General features: G+C 73.8%; 11 protein-coding genes. 6 read left to right on the forward strand and 5 right to left on the reverse strand.

The window, feature by feature from the left end:
* Nucleotides 1–146: 146 nt before the first annotated feature.
* The 3 genes from ACFWP2_RS01215 to panB form a co-directional block, all read right to left on the reverse strand.
* The gene (locus ACFWP2_RS01215; RefSeq protein WP_380447003.1) at nt 147–980 is read right to left on the reverse strand and encodes an ABC transporter permease; all 834 of its coding nucleotides are present in this window, start codon (nt 978–980) and stop codon (nt 147–149) included.
* On the reverse strand, nt 977–1,999 hold the full coding sequence (locus ACFWP2_RS01220; RefSeq protein WP_380447005.1) for an ATP-binding cassette domain-containing protein: 1,023 nt from the start codon (nt 1,997–1,999) through the stop codon (nt 977–979). Before ACFWP2_RS01220 ends, ACFWP2_RS01215 begins: the two co-directional genes overlap by 4 nt.
* A 178-nt stretch (nt 2,000–2,177) precedes the next feature.
* A complete protein-coding gene (gene panB / locus ACFWP2_RS01225) occupies nt 2,178–3,047 on the reverse strand; it encodes a 3-methyl-2-oxobutanoate hydroxymethyltransferase (protein WP_380447008.1) in 870 nt (289 codons plus the stop codon).
* A gap of 322 nt (nt 3,048–3,369) precedes the next feature.
* Between panB and ACFWP2_RS01230 the strand changes: the two genes are divergently transcribed.
* The 3 genes from ACFWP2_RS01230 to ACFWP2_RS01240 all read left to right on the forward strand — a co-directional run bounded on the left by ACFWP2_RS01230 (nt 3,370) and on the right by ACFWP2_RS01240 (nt 7,077).
* Nucleotides 3,370–4,986 carry an MFS transporter gene (locus ACFWP2_RS01230; protein ID WP_380447011.1) on the forward strand — a complete coding sequence of 539 codons (1,617 nt, stop codon included), beginning with the start codon at nt 3,370–3,372 and terminating at the stop codon, nt 4,984–4,986.
* A 162-nt stretch (nt 4,987–5,148) separates the two neighbouring features.
* Nucleotides 5,149–5,778, forward strand: coding sequence for a TetR/AcrR family transcriptional regulator (locus ACFWP2_RS01235; protein ID WP_380447013.1), 630 nt, complete (start codon nt 5,149–5,151; stop codon nt 5,776–5,778).
* A gap of 237 nt (nt 5,779–6,015) precedes the next feature.
* A complete protein-coding gene (locus ACFWP2_RS01240; protein WP_380447015.1) occupies nt 6,016–7,077 on the forward strand; it encodes an endonuclease/exonuclease/phosphatase family protein in 1,062 nt (353 codons plus the stop codon).
* A gap of 44 nt (nt 7,078–7,121) precedes the next feature.
* Here the strand turns inward: ACFWP2_RS01240 and ACFWP2_RS01245 are convergent, their stop codons facing one another.
* On the reverse strand, nt 7,122–8,903 hold the full coding sequence (locus ACFWP2_RS01245) for an NAD+ synthase (protein WP_380447017.1): 1,782 nt from the start codon (nt 8,901–8,903) through the stop codon (nt 7,122–7,124).
* A gap of 222 nt (nt 8,904–9,125) precedes the next feature.
* On the opposite strand from ACFWP2_RS01245, the gene ACFWP2_RS01250 reads away from it, so the two are divergent.
* Nucleotides 9,126–10,487 carry a glutamine synthetase family protein gene (locus ACFWP2_RS01250; RefSeq protein WP_359829604.1) on the forward strand — a complete coding sequence of 454 codons (1,362 nt, stop codon included), beginning with the start codon at nt 9,126–9,128 and terminating at the stop codon, nt 10,485–10,487.
* A gap of 180 nt (nt 10,488–10,667) precedes the next feature.
* Nucleotides 10,668–11,912, forward strand: coding sequence for a hypothetical protein (locus ACFWP2_RS01255; protein WP_380447021.1), 1,245 nt, complete (start codon nt 10,668–10,670; stop codon nt 11,910–11,912).
* Here ACFWP2_RS01255 and ACFWP2_RS01260 read toward each other — a convergent pair.
* Nucleotides 11,879–13,078, reverse strand: coding sequence for an acyltransferase family protein (locus ACFWP2_RS01260; RefSeq protein WP_380447024.1), 1,200 nt, complete (start codon nt 13,076–13,078; stop codon nt 11,879–11,881). The genes ACFWP2_RS01255 and ACFWP2_RS01260 overlap by 34 nt on opposite strands.
* A 301-nt stretch (nt 13,079–13,379) precedes the next feature.
* Here ACFWP2_RS01260 and ACFWP2_RS01265 point away from each other — a divergent pair, with 301 nt between their 5' ends.
* Nucleotides 13,380–16,421, forward strand: a complete 3,042-nt coding sequence (locus ACFWP2_RS01265) for a bifunctional [glutamine synthetase] adenylyltransferase/[glutamine synthetase]-adenylyl-L-tyrosine phosphorylase (RefSeq protein ID WP_380447026.1) — start codon at nt 13,380–13,382, stop codon at nt 16,419–16,421.
* The last annotated feature ends 72 nt before the right edge of the window (nt 16,422–16,493 follow it).

Consider the following 16,493-nt stretch of genomic DNA (forward strand, 5'->3'; position numbering starts at 1 on the left):
GGCCCGGACAAGCCGCTGGGCCCGTGCGGCCGGTGCCCGTCCCCTGGTCACCGGCCGCACGGCCCGTCCGCCGGCCGGCGCCTGTCCCGGGCGCACGGCCGTCCGCCGGCGTTCCCCCGACGGGGGCCGGCGGTGGTCGCGTCGGCTCAGGTCCGCTTGCGGAAGCGGGCCACCGCCAGCGGGGCGAAGACCGCGGTGATGCCGGCCGACCAGATCAGCACGATCATCACCGGGTGGGCCACCGCGCCCTCGCCGTTGAGCAGGGCGCGGGAGGCGTCGGCGAGCGCCGAGAGCGGGTTGATCTTGGTGAAGGACTGCAGCCAGCCCGGCATGGTGTCGGTCCTGGCGAAGATCGAGCTGCCGAACTGCATCGGCATCAGGACCAGCATGGCCACGCCCTGGACGGCCTGGGCGCTGCGCAGCGCCATGCCCAGCAGCATCGAGATCCAGACGATCGACATGCCGAACAGCAGGCCCAGGCCGATGGTGGCCAGCACCTCCGGCAGGCCGGTCTTCACCTCGAAGCCGATCAGCATCGCGAAGCCGATCAGGATCGCGAAGGAGACCAGTCCGCGGAGGGTCTCGGCGACGATCTTGGACAGCAGTACCGAGGCCCGCCCGATCGGCAGGGTGCGGAAGCGGTCCATCACGCCGGTCTGGAAGTCGGTGTTGAGGCCGGTGCCGACGGCCATCGCGAGGGTGAGGCCGGTCTGCCCGAGCAGGCCGGGGACCAGGTACTGCTTGTAGTCGTCCTGGCTGCCGGCCATCGCGCCGCCGAAGACGTAGACGAACAGCACGGTGAAGATGATCGGCATCAGCACGGCGTCGAACATCGACTCCGGGTCGGCCTTGATCCGCATCAGGTTGCGCCGGGTCAGCGCGCCGACGTGCCGCAGGGTGCCGGCCAGGCCGATCCGGGAGTCCTCCACCGGCGGCCGGGTGTCCCGGGCCCGGGAGGGGGTGAGCGTGGCGGTGGTCATGCGACGGGCTCCTTGGCGAGGCTGGGGGCGGGCTCCGCGGCGGACGCGGGCTTGCCGGTGATGGCGAGGAAGACCTCGTCCAGGCTGGGCACCTTGGTGTCGATGCCGGCGACGGCGAAGCCGCGGGTGCCGAGCACCCCGATCACCCTGGTCAGCTGCTCCTCGCCGGTGATCGGCACCGCGAGCAGGCCGGTGTCGGTGGAGACGGTGGCGTTGGTGATGCCGCTCTCGTGCAGGCAGCGGGCCATCTCGGGCAGCTCGGCCGGGTGGGCCGGGCGGACCTGGAGGGTCTGCCCGCCGACCTTGGCCTTCAGCTCGGCCACCAGGCCGTTGGCGATCACCCGGCCGCGGTCGATGACGGTCAGCTCGTTCGCGAGCTGCTCCGCCTCCTCCATGTACTGGGTGGTCAGCAGCACGGTGCTGCCCTCGGCGACCATCCGCTGCACCTCGTCCCAGACCTCGTTGCGGGTGCGAGGGTCCAGGCCGGTGGTGGGCTCGTCCAGGTAGAGCACCCGGGGGCGGCCGATCATGCTGGCGGCCAGGTCGAGGCGGCGGCGCATGCCGCCGGAGTAGGTCTTGGCGGGCCGCTTGGCGGCCTCGGTGAGCGAGAAGCGCTCCAGCAGCTCGGCGGCCCGGGCCCTGGCCTCCCGGCGGGGGAGGTCGAGCAGCCGGCCGATGAGGTAGAGGTTCTCGTACCCGGAGAGCAGCTCGTCCACGGAGGCGTACTGGCCGGTGAGGCCGATCGCGCGGCGCAGCTGCCTGGGCTGGCGCAGTACGTCGTAGCCGCCGACGTGCGCGGTGCCGGCGTCCGGCTTGATCAGCGTGGACAGGATGCGCACCAGGGTGGTCTTGCCCGCGCCGTTGGGGCCGAGCACGCCGAGGACGGTGCCCTCCTTGACGGTCAGGTCGACCCCGTCGAGGGCCTTGGTGGTGCCGTAGTGCTTGACGATGCCGTGCACCTCCACGGCGTTCCCGGAGGTGGTTCCCCGGTCGTTCGGGGCCGTCGCGATTCGTGTCATGCCCCCAGGGTGTCCGCCCCGGCTGTCAGCCCCCTGTCACGGGGCGGGCTGCGCTGTCACGCCGCTGTCACCGGCCGCCGGAGGGCCGGGGAACGCCGGCGAGGGGGAACGGCGGCGGCCCCGCCCCCGGAACGGCAGCGGCCCCGCTCCCGGGGGGAGCGGGGCCGTGAGGGGAGCGTCAGTGGAAGCTGTGCTCCGCCGCCGGGAAGGCGCCGGTGCGCACGTCCTCGGCGTACGCCCGGGCGGCGTCGCCGAGGACGGTCCGCAGGTCGGCGTACTGCTTGACGAACTTGGGCACCCGGCCGGCCGTCATGCCGGCCATGTCGGTCCAGACCAGCACCTGGGCGTCGGTGTCCGGCCCGCCGCCGATGCCGACGGTCGGGATGGCCAGCTGCTCGGTGGCCTGGGCGGCCAGCTCGGCCGGGACGGCCTCCAGCACCACCGCGAAGGCGCCCGCCTGCTGGACGGCCTTGGCGTCGCGCAGCAGCTGGTGCGCCGCCTCGTCGCCGCGGCCCTGGACGGGGTAGCCGCCGAGGGCGTGCACGGACTGCGGGGTGAGGCCGATGTGGGCCATCACCGGGACGCCGGCCTCGACCAGCAGCTCGATCGAGCGGGCGCTGCGCTCCCCGCCCTCCAGCTTGACCGCGCCGACCCCGGCCTCCTTCATCAGCCGGGCCGCGTTGTGCATGGCCTGCGCGGGGGACTCCTGGTACGAGCCGAACGGCAGGTCGGCGACGATCATGGCCCGCTTGGTGCCGCGGACGACGGCGGCGGAGAGCATCACCATCTGATCCATGGTCACCGGGACGGTGGTCTCGTAGCCGAGGTGGCAGTTGCCCGCCGAGTCGCCGACCAGCAGCACCGGGATGCCGGCCTCGTCGAACACGCCCGCGGTGAGGGCGTCGTAGGCGGTGAGCATCGACCACTTCTCGCCGCGCTGCTTGGCGGCGGCGAGGTCGCGGACGGTGACACGGCGGTTGGCGACCCCGCCGTAGAGGGTGGCGGTCGACGCCTGGTTCTGGGCAGGCGAAGGCGTAGAAGCGTTCATCGAACGGACTCCTGAAGGGTTGTCGTCTCGTGGCGCCGTACGGCGTCCCCGGATCCCCTCCATGCTTGCACGCCCCGGCGCCCGCGCAAAGAGGGGTGCCTTCGTCCCGGTGCGATCCAGGACACACCGGGCGCGGTGGAGGTCCGTGCCGGGTGTGGGGGAGGCCCGCGCCGGGGTGCGGTGGAGGCCCGAATTTGCCTGGTCTTTACGAAACGGATTCGTCTCGTATCGTATCGCCCGCTACTCTGGTGCGGGGGGTAACGAGACGTATGCGGCTCGGAATTGCCCGCCAGTGCCACACCAACACGGACGGGAAACACCAATGACCACCGCAGCCGCGCCACCCCGGGTGCCGGAAGCCATCCACCGTCGGCGCTGGGCGATCCTCGGCACCCTGCTGCTCGCCCTGCTCGTCGTCGTGCTCGACAACTCGATCCTCAACGTCGCGATGAAGACCATCGCGACCCCCGCGCCGGTCGGCCTCGGCGCCACCCAGAGCGATCTGGAATGGTCGATCAACTCCTACACCCTGGTCTTCGCCGGGCTGCTGTTCACCTCCGGCCTGCTCGGCGACCGGTTCGGCCGCAAGCGCGCGCTGCTGGCCGGCATGACGGTCTTCGGCATCGCCTCGCTGCTGTCCGCGATGGCCTCCTCGCCCGGTGAACTCATCGGCTTCCGCGCCCTGATGGGCGTCGGCGGCGCGCTCGCGATGCCCGCCACGCTGGCGATCATCATGAACGTCTTCGAGCGCTCCGAGCAGCCCAAGGCGATCGGGATCTGGGCCGGCGCGGTCGGCCTGGCCATCGCCATCGGCCCGATCACCGGCGGCCTGCTGATCGAGCACTTCTGGTGGGGCTCGGTCTTCCTGATCAACGTCCCGATCGTGGTCGTCGCGGTGATCGCGATGGTGATCCTGGTCCCCGAGTCCAGGGACCCCAACCCGGGCCGGATGGACCCGGTCGGCGTGCTGCTGTCGATCGTCGGCCTGGTCGCGCTGATCTACGGCATCATCAAGGGCGGCGAGCTGGCCGACTTCACCTCGGCCGAGGCCTGGGTGCCGATCCTGGTCGGCGTGGTCGCGCTGGTCGCCTTCGTCTGGTTCGAACGCCGCACCGCCTTCCCCGCGCTGGACGTCACCTGGTTCCGCAACAGGGTGTTCAGCGCCTCCGTGGTGGTCGTCGGCGTGATCTTCTTCGCGCTGATGGGCGTCTCGTTCTTCGGCGTCTTCTACATCCAGAGCGTGCGCGGCTACAGCGCCCTCCAGGCCGGTGTGCTGATGCTGCCGCTGGCCGCCGCCCAGCTGGTGTTCGCCCCGCGGGCCCGGCTGGTGGTCGACCGCCTGGGCGTCGCCGCCACCGCGACCGGCGGCATGCTGCTGGTCGCGGTCGGCTTCCTCGGCTACGTCGTGCTGACCGCCACCACCCCGATCTGGGTGCTGGTCGTGCTCGGCCTGGTGATGGGCGCCGGCATGGCGCACGTCATGCCGCCGGTCACCGTCGCGATCATGGCCTCGCTGCCCCGGGAGAAGGCCGGCGCCGGCTCGGCCGTCAACAACACCTTCCGCCAGGTCGGCGGCTCGCTCGGGGTCGCCGTGCTCGGCGCGGTGCTCTCCACCGTCTACCGCGACGGGATGGCCGACACCCTGACCCACCTGCCCGAGGGGCTGCGCGACAAGGCCGGCGAGTCGCTGGAGGCCACCCTGGCCATCGCCGACCGCATCCCCGGCGGCCAGGCGCTGATCGCCCCCGCGAACGACTCCTTCGTCCACGCCATGCACGTGGTGGCCTCGCTCTCGGCGGGCGTCTCGGTGATCGGCGCCGTCGTCGCCTGGTTCCTGCTGCCGCGCCGCCAGGCCGCCCCCGCGGGCCCGGCCGGCCCGGTCGGCTCGGCCCCCGAACCGCGCGGCCAGGAGCGCGAGGCCGCGGTCGCGGACGCCTGACCAGCGGCCGGGTCGCACCGTGACTGAGTGACAATGGCCCTGTCATCCGGGTACGCACCGGGTGGCAGGGCCCCGGCCCGGGGCAGGCCCCCGCCGCGGACCCACCGAGGGACACCCCACGGCGCCAGCGCGGCCGGGGAGAGCGAGGGAGAGACAGCGGGGATGACGACGGACACGCCGAGCGCCGACAGCGGGCAGCCCTGCGCGGCGGTGCGCCGCGGCCGGCCCCGCAGCGAGGCCGCCGAGCAGGCCATCTACACCGCCGTCGAGGACCTGCTGGCGGGCGGCACCACGCTCTCCGAGCTCACCGTCGAGGGCATCGCCACCGCCGCCGGGGTCGGCAAGGCCACCATCTACCGGCGCTGGCCCAACAAGGAGGCCCTGCTGGTCGACGTGGTCGGCCGACTGGAGGAGCCGCTGCCCGAGCCGACCGGCAACGGCGCCCGGGACGACCTGATCGCCATGATCGACTACATGCGCCGCCGCGGCCTCGCCAAGCGCACCCGCTGGCTCCTCAAGGCCGCCCTCGGCCAGATGCACAGCCTGCCCGAGCTGCACAGCGCCTACCGCGAACGGGTGATCAAGCCGCGCCGCGACGCCGGGCTCGACCTCGTCCGCCGCGCCATCGACGAGGGCGTGCTCCGCTCCGACCTCGACGTGGACCTGCTCGGCGACCTGCTCATGGGCCCGATCCTCTACCGCAGCATCCTCTGGGACGACTCCGACCTGGAGGACCCGGACCTGGCCCGCAAGATGGTCGACTCCGTGCTCGAAGGCCTCGCCCCCCGCTGACCCCGCCCGGCCCGGCCCGGCCCCGGACGCCCGACGCGCGCCGACCGCCCGACCGTGCGCCGGACGTGGCCTCGCTCACCAAACCGGGCCACGCCGGAACCCGCTCCGCGGGACCGACGTCTGTCCCGGCATAGGCTGAGCCGGGTATCCGATCAAACCGGCACCGCTTCGTACGCGCCCGCACCTTCCACGGGCCGGGCACGGAGCGGCGACGGCACGAGCGACGGGAGCCACTACATGGCGCAGGCGGACAGGACCGAGCGGATCGCGGCCCCCGGGGGCGCCGCCGACGGCCCGGCATCCGCGGTGCGTCGCGGCGGCTTCCTCGGCCTGCGCCACTGGGGCCGGGACACCCGCGGCAGCGGCCCCTGGCGGCGCGGCCTGGTGATCGCCGTGCTGGCCGTACTCACCGCCGGGCTGCTCGCCTTCCACGCCGAGGTGCCCAACGGCGTCGGCAACCTCGGCAGCCTGCTGGAGACCTTCCTGCCCTGGCTGGGCCTGGCCGTCCCGGTGCTGCTGGTGCCCGCGCTGCTGCGCCGCTCCGCCACCGCGCTGATCGCCCTGCTGCTGCCCGTGGTGCTCTGGGCCAACCTGTTCGGCGGCCTGCTGAGCGACAAGCGGGGCGGCCCGGGCGACTTCACGGTGGTCAGCCACAACGTCGCCGCCGCCAACACCGACGTGCCGGGCACCGTCCGCACCCTGGTGGACTCCGGCGCCCAGATCGTCGCCCTGCAGGAGCTGGCCGGCCGGCAGCTGCGCTCCTACGAGACCGGGCTCGCCGGCGCCTACCCGTACCACACGGTGGAGGGCACGGTCGGGCTCTGGTCGAAGTACCCGATCGACGACGTCTCCCCGGTGGACCTGAAGATGGGCTGGACCAGGGCCTTCCGGGCGAAGGTCACCACCCCGCAGGGCCCGCTCGCGGTGTACGTGGCGCACCTGCCCTCGGTGCGGCTGAAGGCCGAGGGGGGCTTCACCGTCAACCAGCGGGACGTCAGCGCGCAGGCGCTCGGCGACGCGATCGAGGCCGAGTCGCTGAAGAAGGTCCTGCTGCTCGGCGACCTCAACGGCACCATGAACGACCGCAGCCTGGCCCCGGTCACCTCGCAGATGCGCTCGGCCCAGGGCGCGGCCGGGGACGGCTTCGGCTTCAGCTGGCCGGCCGCCTTCCCGATGGCCCGGATCGACCAGATCATGAGCAAGGGCGGGCTGGACCCGCTCGACTCCCGCACCCTGCCCCGGGACGGCAGCGACCACCTCGCGGTGGCCGCCACCTACCGCTACCAGCCGGTCCGCTAGCCGGCCTGGCAGCCGGTTCGTCGGCCGGTCCGTCAGCCGGTCCGTCAGCCGCGCCGCCAGCGGTTGGTGATCGGCAGGCGGCGGTCCCGGCCGAAGTTCTTGACCGAGATCTTCGGGCCCGGCGGGTACTGGCGCCGCTTGTACTCGGCGGTGTCGACGAGCCGGACCACCCGGTCCACCACGGCCGGGTCGAAGCCGGCCGCCACGATCGCGTCCCGGCCCTCGTCGCCCTCGATGTAGCGGGTCAGCACGTCGTCCAGCAGCTCGTAGTCGGGCAGCGAGTCGGTGTCCACCTGGTCCGGCCGCAGCTCGGCGGACGGCGGCTTGGTGATGGTGTGCTCCGGGATCGGCGGCACCTCGCCGCGCCGGACGGCCTCCTCGTTGCGCCAGCGGGCCAGCCGGAACACCAGCGACTTGTAGACGTCCTTGATGGGCCCGTAGGCGCCGACCGAGTCGCCGTAGAGGGTCGAGTAGCCGACCGCCAGCTCGCTCTTGTTGCCGGGCGCGAGCACGATGTGCCCCTCCTGGTTGGAGATCGCCATCAGCAGGGTGCCGCGCAGCCGGGACTGGAGGTTCTCCTCGGCCAGGCCGGTCAGCTCGGTCGCCGCCAGGTAGGCGTCGAACATCGGCGCGATGGAGACGGTCCGCAGGGGCAGCCCGGTGCGGCGGGCCAGCTCGGCCGCGTCGTCCCGGGAGTGCTGGGAGGAGTAGCGGCTGGGCATCGAGACACCGTGCACGTTCTCCGCGCCGACCGCGTCCACCGCGATCGCGGCCACCAGCGCCGAGTCGATGCCGCCGGAGAGGCCGATCAGCACCGAGGTGAAGCCGTTCTTGGTCACGTACGCCCGGGTGCCGGAGACCAGCGCGGCCCAGATCTCGGCCTCGTCGGACAGCCGCGGCGCCACCTCGGCGGTGAGCCTCCCCCGGCCTTCGGCCGGGGGGACCCCCATGGCGGGCGCGGCCTGCGGCTCGCCGCCCAGCTCGGTGCGGACCAGGTGCAGCCCGTCGCTCAGCAGCAGGCCGTCGGTGTCGTCGCCCGCGGCGGCCGGCAGGTCGAGGTCCAGCACCAGCAGGTGCTCCTCGAACTGTGGGGAGCGGGCCAGGACTCGGCCGTCCGGGCCGACCACGATCGAGTCGCCGTCGAAGACCAGCTCGTCCTGGCCGCCGACCATGTTGACGTACGCCAGGGCGCAGCCCGCCTCGGCCGCCCGGCGGCGCACCAGTTCCAGCCGCTGGTCGTCCTTGTTCCGCTCGTACGGGGAGCCGTTGACCACCAGCAGCAGCCCGGCGCCGGCCTCGCGGGCGGCGGTGACCCGGCCGCCGTCCTGCCAGATGTCCTCGCAGACGGCCAGCGCGACGTCCACCCCGTCCACCCGCAGCACCGGCAGCTGGTCGCCCGGGACGAACCAGCGGAACTCGTCGAACACGCCGTAGTTGGGCAGGTGGTGCTTGGCGAACCTGGTCACCACCCGGCCCCGGTGCAGCACCGCGGCGCAGTTCTGCGGGGAGCCGGCCGGGCGGTGGAAGCGCGGCGAGGGGTGCTCGGAGCGGCCGAGGTAGCCGACCACCACCGGGACCTCGCCCAGCCCCTCCGCGGTCAGGCGGCCGGCCAGCTCGACCAGCGCGGCGCGCGAGGCCTCGACGAAGGAGTGGCGCAGGGCGAGGTCCTCCACCGGGTACCCGGTGAGGACCATCTCGGGGAAGGCGACCAGCCGCGCGCCGGCCTCGGCGGCCCGCTTGGTCCAGCGCACCACCTCGGCGCCGTTGCGGGCGAGGTCGCCGACCCAGGGGTCGATCTGGCACAGGGCGAGACGGAGAGTGGGCATGCCTCCGAGTGTAATCGTCTAACTGACGCGATGTCCTGGGCGGAGGCCGGCGGCGGGCTCGGTGGCGGGGTCGGCGGCGAGGCCGGCGGCGAGGCCGGAGGAGGGGTCGGCGCTGCCGGGCCGGGCGGGGATCGGCCATGATGGGGGCAACCGCTTTACGAGGTCTTTCCGTGGCCTCCGGGGCGTAACACGAGCGTAAAGAGCAGAGGTGAGACTGTCCCCATGGGCAAGCAGCAGCAGTTCGTGCTTCGGACGCTCGAAGAGCGTGACATCCGGTTCGTCCGGCTGTGGTTCACCGACGTGCTCGGGTTCCTGAAGTCGGTCGCGGTGGCGCCGGCCGAACTGGAGCAGGCCTTCGAGGAGGGCATCGGCTTCGACGGCTCGGCGATCGAGGGCTTCGCCCGGGTGTACGAGTCCGACATGATCGCCAAGCCGGACCCGACCACCTTCCAGATCCTGCCGTGGCGTTCGGAGACCCCGGGCACCGCCCGGATGTTCTGCGACATCCTGATGCCGGACGGATCGCCGTCCTACGCCGACCCCCGGTTCGTGCTCAAGCGCACCCTGGAGAAGGCCTCGGCGCAGGGCTTCACCTTCTACACCCACCCGGAGATCGAGTTCTTCCTGCTGAAGAACCTGCCGGGCGACGGCACCCCGCCGATCCCCGCCGACCAGTCCGGCTACTTCGACCACACCCCGCGCGGGGTGGGCCACGACTTCCGCCGCCAGGCGATCACCATGCTGGAGTCGATGGGCATCTCGGTCGAGTTCTCGCACCACGAGGGCGCCCCCGGCCAGCAGGAGATCGACCTGCGCTACGCCGACGCGCTGTCCACCGCCGACAACATCATGACCTTCCGGCTGGTCATGAAGGAGGTCGCGCTGGAGCAGGGCGTGCACGCGAGCTTCATGCCCAAGCCGTTCTCCGAGCACCCCGGCAGCGGCATGCACACCCACGTCTCGCTGTTCGAGGGCGACCGCAACGCCTTCCACGAGTCGGGCGCCGAGTACCAGCTGTCCAAGGTCGGCCGCTCCTTCATCGCGGGCCTGCTCAAGCACGCCGCCGAGACCGCCGCCGTCACCAACCAGTGGGTGAACTCCTACAAGCGGATCTGGGGCGGCTCCCAGCGCACCGCCGGGGCCGGCGGCGAGGCGCCGTCCTACATCTGCTGGGGCCACAACAACCGCTCGGCGCTGATCCGGGTGCCGATGTACAAGCCGGGCAAGCAGGGCTCCACCCGGATCGAGGTCCGCTCCCTGGACACCGGCTGCAACCCGTACCTCGCCTACGCCGTCACCCTCGCGGCCGGCCTGAAGGGCATCGAGGAGGGGTACGAGCTGCCGCCCGGCGCCGACGACGACGTCTGGGCGCTGTCCGACTCCGAGCGCCGCGCCCTCGGCATCCAGCCGATGCCGCAGAACCTCGGCGAGGCCATCGACCTGATGCAGCGCAGCGAGCTCGTCGCCGAGACCCTGGGCGAGCACGTGTTCGACTTCTTCCTGCGCAACAAGAAGCACGAGTGGGAGGAGTACCGGTCCGAGGTCACCCCGTTCGAACTGCGGAAGAACCTCCAGGTGCTCTGAGCGGGTGACGGCCGCTCAAACCGTCGTCGGCCCGCTGTCGTCCGAGAGGACGGCAGCGGGCCCTCCTATGGGGTGGATCTGGGGCGGATCGCCGCACCGGTGGCGGAATGTGATGCTTGTGTGACGGAGCGTTGTGGTCCGATTGGTCCGATTGTTCGTTCCATCCTGAAAGAGGATCACATGATCTCCTCCGCCAGCCGTGCCGCCTCCGCCCGCCTGCTGGTCCGCCGGACCTGCGTGGCGGGCGCCGCCATCGCCGCCGTCGCCGGTCAGCTGCTGGCCGCCCCGACCGTCGCCGACGCCCGCGGTTCGGGCACGGACTCCGGGCCGGACGCGGGTGCCCAGCACGTGAAGCGCGCGAAGCACCGGGCCCTCACGATCGCCGAGAACCAGCTGCCGTTCACCACCCGCTTCGAGGGGGACTTCCACGGCTCCATCACCCGGATCAGCAACTCGCTGATGACCTGTGACGAGACCAAGGCGCCGCTCGACCCGGCGCAGCCGTCCTGCCTGGACGCCCGCAAGGGCCTCGGCACCAGGCCGATCAACAACAAGTACGAGATGAAGTACATCAACATCGACCCGGGCTCGGTCGGCCCGCTCGGTGACGCGATCTACTCCGCCAGCTCCGCCGACCTGGGCCTGATCGACGGCTCCCACGTCAAGTACGCCCGGCTGTACTGGGGCGGCACCCGCGGCATCGACGACGTCGTGCTGCCGGAGAACCAGATCGACGAGGTGTACCTGAAGGTCCCGGGCGAGGGCCAGTACCGCAACATCGCCAACGACCAGCCCTCCATCGGTTACATCACCACCGACGTGGAGAGCAGCTACCAGGCCTCCGCCGACATCACCGACCTGGTCAGGCGGGCCGGCAACGGCACCTACACCGTCGCCAACATGGACTCGGTGGTGAAGCCGCACAGCTGGGGCGGCTGGACGATCGTGGTCGCGTACGAGAACGACTGCAAGCCGTACCGGCACCTCCACCTCTGGGACGGCTTCAAGGTCGAGCTGCCCGACAGCCCGCCGCGCGAGTTCGACCTCACCGGGCTGCGGACCCCCGCCAACGGCCCGGTGGCCGGCAAGCTCGGCTTCGTGGTCTACGACGGCGACCTCAAGTGGACCGGCGACACCCTCGCCATCAAGTCCACCAACGGGCCGCAGGCGCTCTTCACGGACGTCAACCACGCCTCCGACGACGCGTTCAACTCCACCATCGAGGAGCTGACCCCGGCCGACCAGTTCGTCCGCACCCCGTACAACCGCAACAACTTCGGCTACGACTCCAACCGCTGGGACATCTCCCCGTTCCTGCGCAACGGGGACACCGACATCAAGGTGCTGTTCGACACCGACAAGGACGGCTACGACCTGGGCGTCTTCTACGCCTACGTCAACCTGGACGGCTCCAGCGAGGCCTGATCCCCCGTCGTGCCCCGGCGCCGCTGCCGCACCACCCGCACCGCGCGGGACGGCAGCGGCGCCGCCGCGTCCCGGCCCCGGGGCGCGCCGCGCAGCAGCCGCTCGCAGGGACGCTCCACCCAGCGGTACAGCGCGCCCGCGGCGGCCAGCGAGCCGCCGGCCAGCAGCAGCCAGACCCCGAGCGCCGCGACCCCCGGCGCCGGGCGGCCCTGGACGGACAGCCAGCAGCGGATGCCGATCTCGTGCACCAGGTACCAGGCGTACGACCACTCGCCCAGCCGGACGGCCGTGCGGCCCGCCAGCAGCCGGGGCGCGCTCCCGGCGGCGTCGCGCCGGGCGGCGGCCGCCAGCAGGGCGGCGAACAGCGGGGCGGGGAACAACTGGGAGGCGCTGTACGGGCCGTACCAGAGGGAGTCCGGGACGGCGGCGTGCCAGGGGACCAGCAGCACGTGCCAGAGCGCCACGGCGGCGGCCGCCGGGAGGAGCCCCGGCCGCCGCCACCGCGCCCGGGGGAGCGCGCCGTGCCGCACGGCCAGGCCGGTGACCACGCCGAGGACGAACTGCGGGGTCCGGGTCAGCGGCAGGTAGTCCAGCAGCCAGCCGCGCACCGCCGGGTCGGCGGGCAACAGGGCGCCGGCCGCCCAGAGCACCGGGCCGAGTGCGGCGCACAGGACGGCGAGCGGCAGCCAGGCGCGCCGGCGCGGGGCCAGCAGGCGCAGTAGCGGCGGGAACAGCAGGTAGAACCAGGCCTCGGCGCCCAGTGACCAGGAGGCCGGGTTGCCGCCGTACACGGTGGGCAGCGCCCAGGGGTGCACCAGCGCCAGCGACCAGAGCGCGGCCGCCACCGGCAGCACCGCGCCGATCGCCGCGTCCGCGCCCAGGGACAGCGCCGTGGTCAGCGCGTGCAGCGGCCAGATCCGGGCGAAGCGGCGGCGGGCGAAGGTCCGCGCCCCGGCCTGGGCGGGCGGGGCCCCGTACGTCCAGGCCAGCACGAAGCCGGAGAGCACGAAGAAGAACGTCACGCCCGAGCGGCCGTACCAGGCGAGCGGGCCGAGCAGCGCAAGCCCGCCCACCTTGCGGGAGAGGTGGTAGAGCACCACCAGCAGGGCCGCCCAGAAGCGCAGCCCGGTGAGCGAGGGCAGGCGGGCGGGGCCGGTCGGGGGCATCGGCGCTCCGGGGCTGTAAGGATGTGGGGCTGCGGGACTGTAGAGCTGCGGGACTGCGGGGACTGCCGTGGCGCCCGGGTGAACGAGTGGGGCGGGGACGAGGTCACGCCTGCGGCGGTCGAGCGGACGGCGGTGTCCACCCGGTGGGCGCGTCCGGCGGCGGGCCGCCCGGGCGCGTAGCCTGCGAGGGCGTGTCGGATCCACCCTCGGGCCCGTCCCGGACCCCCGCCGTTCGCCCGGCGGGCGGGCTCCGCGGCGGCGGGTGCGAGGACGGTCCCCGAACGGACGGACGGAGGGGTCGATGGCGGTCGAGGAGCAGCGGGCCGGGAGCCGGGTCAGCCGGCCGGAGAACCGGCTGGTCCGGCGCGGGTTCACCGATCCGGCGCGGGCGGTGCGGCTGCTGGAGGGCCCCGGGCTGGAGGGCCTGGCCGACGACCCGCTGCTGCTGGACGCGCTCGGCGCCACCGCCGACCCCGACCTCGCGCTGCTCGGCCTGGCCCGGCTGCTGGAGGCCGCCGACGAGTCCGACCGGCACACCCTGCGCGACACCCTCACCACCTCCAAGCCGCTGCGCGACCGGTTGCTCGGCGTGCTCGGCGTCTCCACCGCGCTCGGCGACCACCTGGCCCGGCACCCGCACGACTGGCACGCGCTGGTCACCTTCGAACTGCGCGACATGCACCCCGGACCGGAGGACTTCCGCCGCGCCCTCGCCGACGGCGTCCGGGCCGACGGCCACGGCGGGGCCCTCGGCCCCGCGAACGCGCTGCGCGTCGCCTACCGCCGCTGCCTGCTCGCCATCGCCGCCCGCGACCTCACCGGCACCACCGACCTCGCGCAGACCGCCGCCGAACTCGCCGACCTGGCCGGCGCCACCCTCCAGACCGCCCTGGACCTCGCCGCCGAGCTGGACCCGCAGGCCGCCGCGGCCTGCCGGCTCGCCGTGATCGGCATGGGCAAGTGCGGCGGCCGCGAGCTCAACTACGTCTCGGACGTGGACGTGGTCTTCGTCGCCGAGCCGCGCGAGGGCGTGGACGAGCAGGAGGCGGTCAGGGCCGCCACCCGGCTGGCCGCCGCCCTCACCCGGCTGTGCGCGGACACCACCGGCGAGGGCACCATCTGGCCGGTGGACGCCAACCTGCGCCCCGAGGGCCGCAACGGCCCGCTGGTGCGCACCCTGGCCAGCCACCTCGCCTACTACCAGCGCTGGGCCAAGACCTGGGAGTTCCAGGCGCTGCTCAAGGCCCGCCCGGTCGCCGGGGACGCGGAGCTCGGCGCCGCCTACGTCGAGGCGCTCGCCCCGATGGTCTGGCAGGCCGCCGCCCGGGAGAACTTCGTCGCCGACGTGCAGCAGATGCGCCGCCGGGTGGTCGACTCCATCCCGGCCACCGAGCTGGACCGCCAGCTCAAGCTCGGCCCGGGCGGGCTGCGCGACGTCGAGTTCTCCGTCCAGCTGCTCCAGCTGGTGCACGGCCGCACCGACCCGGCGCTGCGCAGCGGCAACACCCTGGAGGCGCTGGCCGCGCTCTCCCGCGGCGGGTACGTGGGCCGGGCGGACGCCGCCTCGCTGGACGCCGCGTACCGCTTCCTGCGCTCGCTGGAGCACCGCATCCAGCTGTACCGGCTGCGCCGAACCCACCTGATGCCCACCGCGGACGAGGACCTGCGCCGGCTGGCCCGCTCGCTGGCGGCGCTGATCAACGACGACACCCGCGCCGACCCGGTGGCCGCGCTGCAGCGCGAGTGGAAGCGGCACGCGATGGAGGTCCGGCGGCTGCACGAGAAGCTGTTCTACCGGCCGCTGCTGGACGCCGTCGCCGAACTGCCGCCGGGCGCCACCGGGCTGAGCCCGGACGCGGCCCGGGCCCGGCTGGAGGCCCTGGGCTACGCGGACCCGGCGGCCGCGCTGCGCCACCTCAGCGCACTCGCCTCGGGGGTGAGCCGCAAGGCCGCGATCCAGCGGACCCTGCTGCCGGTGCTGCTCGGCTGGTTCGCCGAGTCCGCCGACCCGGACGCCGGACTGCTCAACTTCCGCCAGGTCTCCGACGCGCTCGGCCGTACCCCCTGGTACCTGCGGCTGCTGCGGGACGAGAGCGCCGCCGCCGAGCAGCTGGCCCGGGTGCTGTCGGCCGGCCGGCTCGCCCCCGACCTGCTGCTGCGCGCCCCCGAGGCGGTGGCCATGCTGGGCGACCCGCAGGGCCTGGAGCCGCGCGGTCGGGCGGCGCTGGAGTCGGAGATGCTGGCCGCCGTCGGCCGGGCCGGCTCCACCCACGCCGCGGTGGCCGCCGTCCGGTCGGTGCGCCGCCGGGAGCTGTTCCGCACCGCCGCCGCGGACGTGCTCGGGCGGCTGGGGGAGGACCCCGCCGAGGCGCTGGACACCGCGGGGGAGGCGCTCACCGCGCTCAACGCCGCCACCCTGGGCGGCGCGCTGCGCGCCTGCGTCGCCGGGTGGGAGGCCGAGCACGGGGACCTGCCGACCCGGATCTCGGTGATCGCGATGGGCCGCTTCGGCGGCCACGAACTGGGCTACGGCTCGGACGCGGACGTGCTCTTCGTCCACGAGCCGCTGCTCGGCTCGCTGGAGGAGGAGGCGGCCCGGGCCGCCCAGGCGGTCTGCCACGAGCTGCGCAGCCGGCTGGGCGCGCCCTCCACCGAGCCGCCGTTGCTGGTCGACGCCGACCTGCGGCCGGAGGGCCGCAGCGGTCCGCTGGTGCGCACCCTCGCCTCGTACGCGGCGTACTACCGGCGCTGGTCGCACGCCTGGGAGAGCCAGGCGCTGCTGCGGGCCGAGCCGGTGGCCGGGGACGAGGAGCTGGGCGCGCGGTTCCGGCAGCTGATCGATCCGCTGCGCTACCCCGGCGGCGGGGTGCCGGAGCGGGACCTGACGGAGATCCGCCGGATCAAGGCGCGGATCGAGGCCGAGCGGCTGCCGCGCGGGGCCGACCCGACCACCCACACCAAGATCGGCCGGGGCGGGCTGGCGGACGTCGAGTGGACGGTGCAGCTGCTGCAGCTCCGGCACGGGCACGAGGTGCCGGCCCTGCGCACCACCCGGACCAGGGCGGCGCTGGCGGCCGCCGTGGCGGCCGGGCTGGTCGGGCCGGAGGACGCCGAGGTGCTGGACGCGGCCTGGGTGCTGGCCTCGCGGGTGCGGGCGGCGGTCATGCTGGTGCGCGGGCGGCCCGGGGACAGCTTCCCGGGGGAGGCCCGGGAGCTGGCCGGGGTGGCCCGCTACCTCGGGTACGGCTCCGGGCACAGCGGCGAGCTGCTGGACGACTACCGGAGGGTCACCCGGCGGGCGCGGGCGGTGGTGGACCGGCTGTTCTACGGGGGCTCCGGCTGACGGTTCCCGCCGTCGGGGTGAGCCGCCGGGGACGCGGAAGGGGCCCCTGCACAGGGGCCCCTCCGGGGTTCC

Source organism: Kitasatospora sp. NPDC058444, from assembly GCF_042721415.1.
In the GTDB taxonomy this organism is placed as follows: domain Bacteria; phylum Actinomycetota; class Actinomycetes; order Streptomycetales; family Streptomycetaceae; genus Kitasatospora.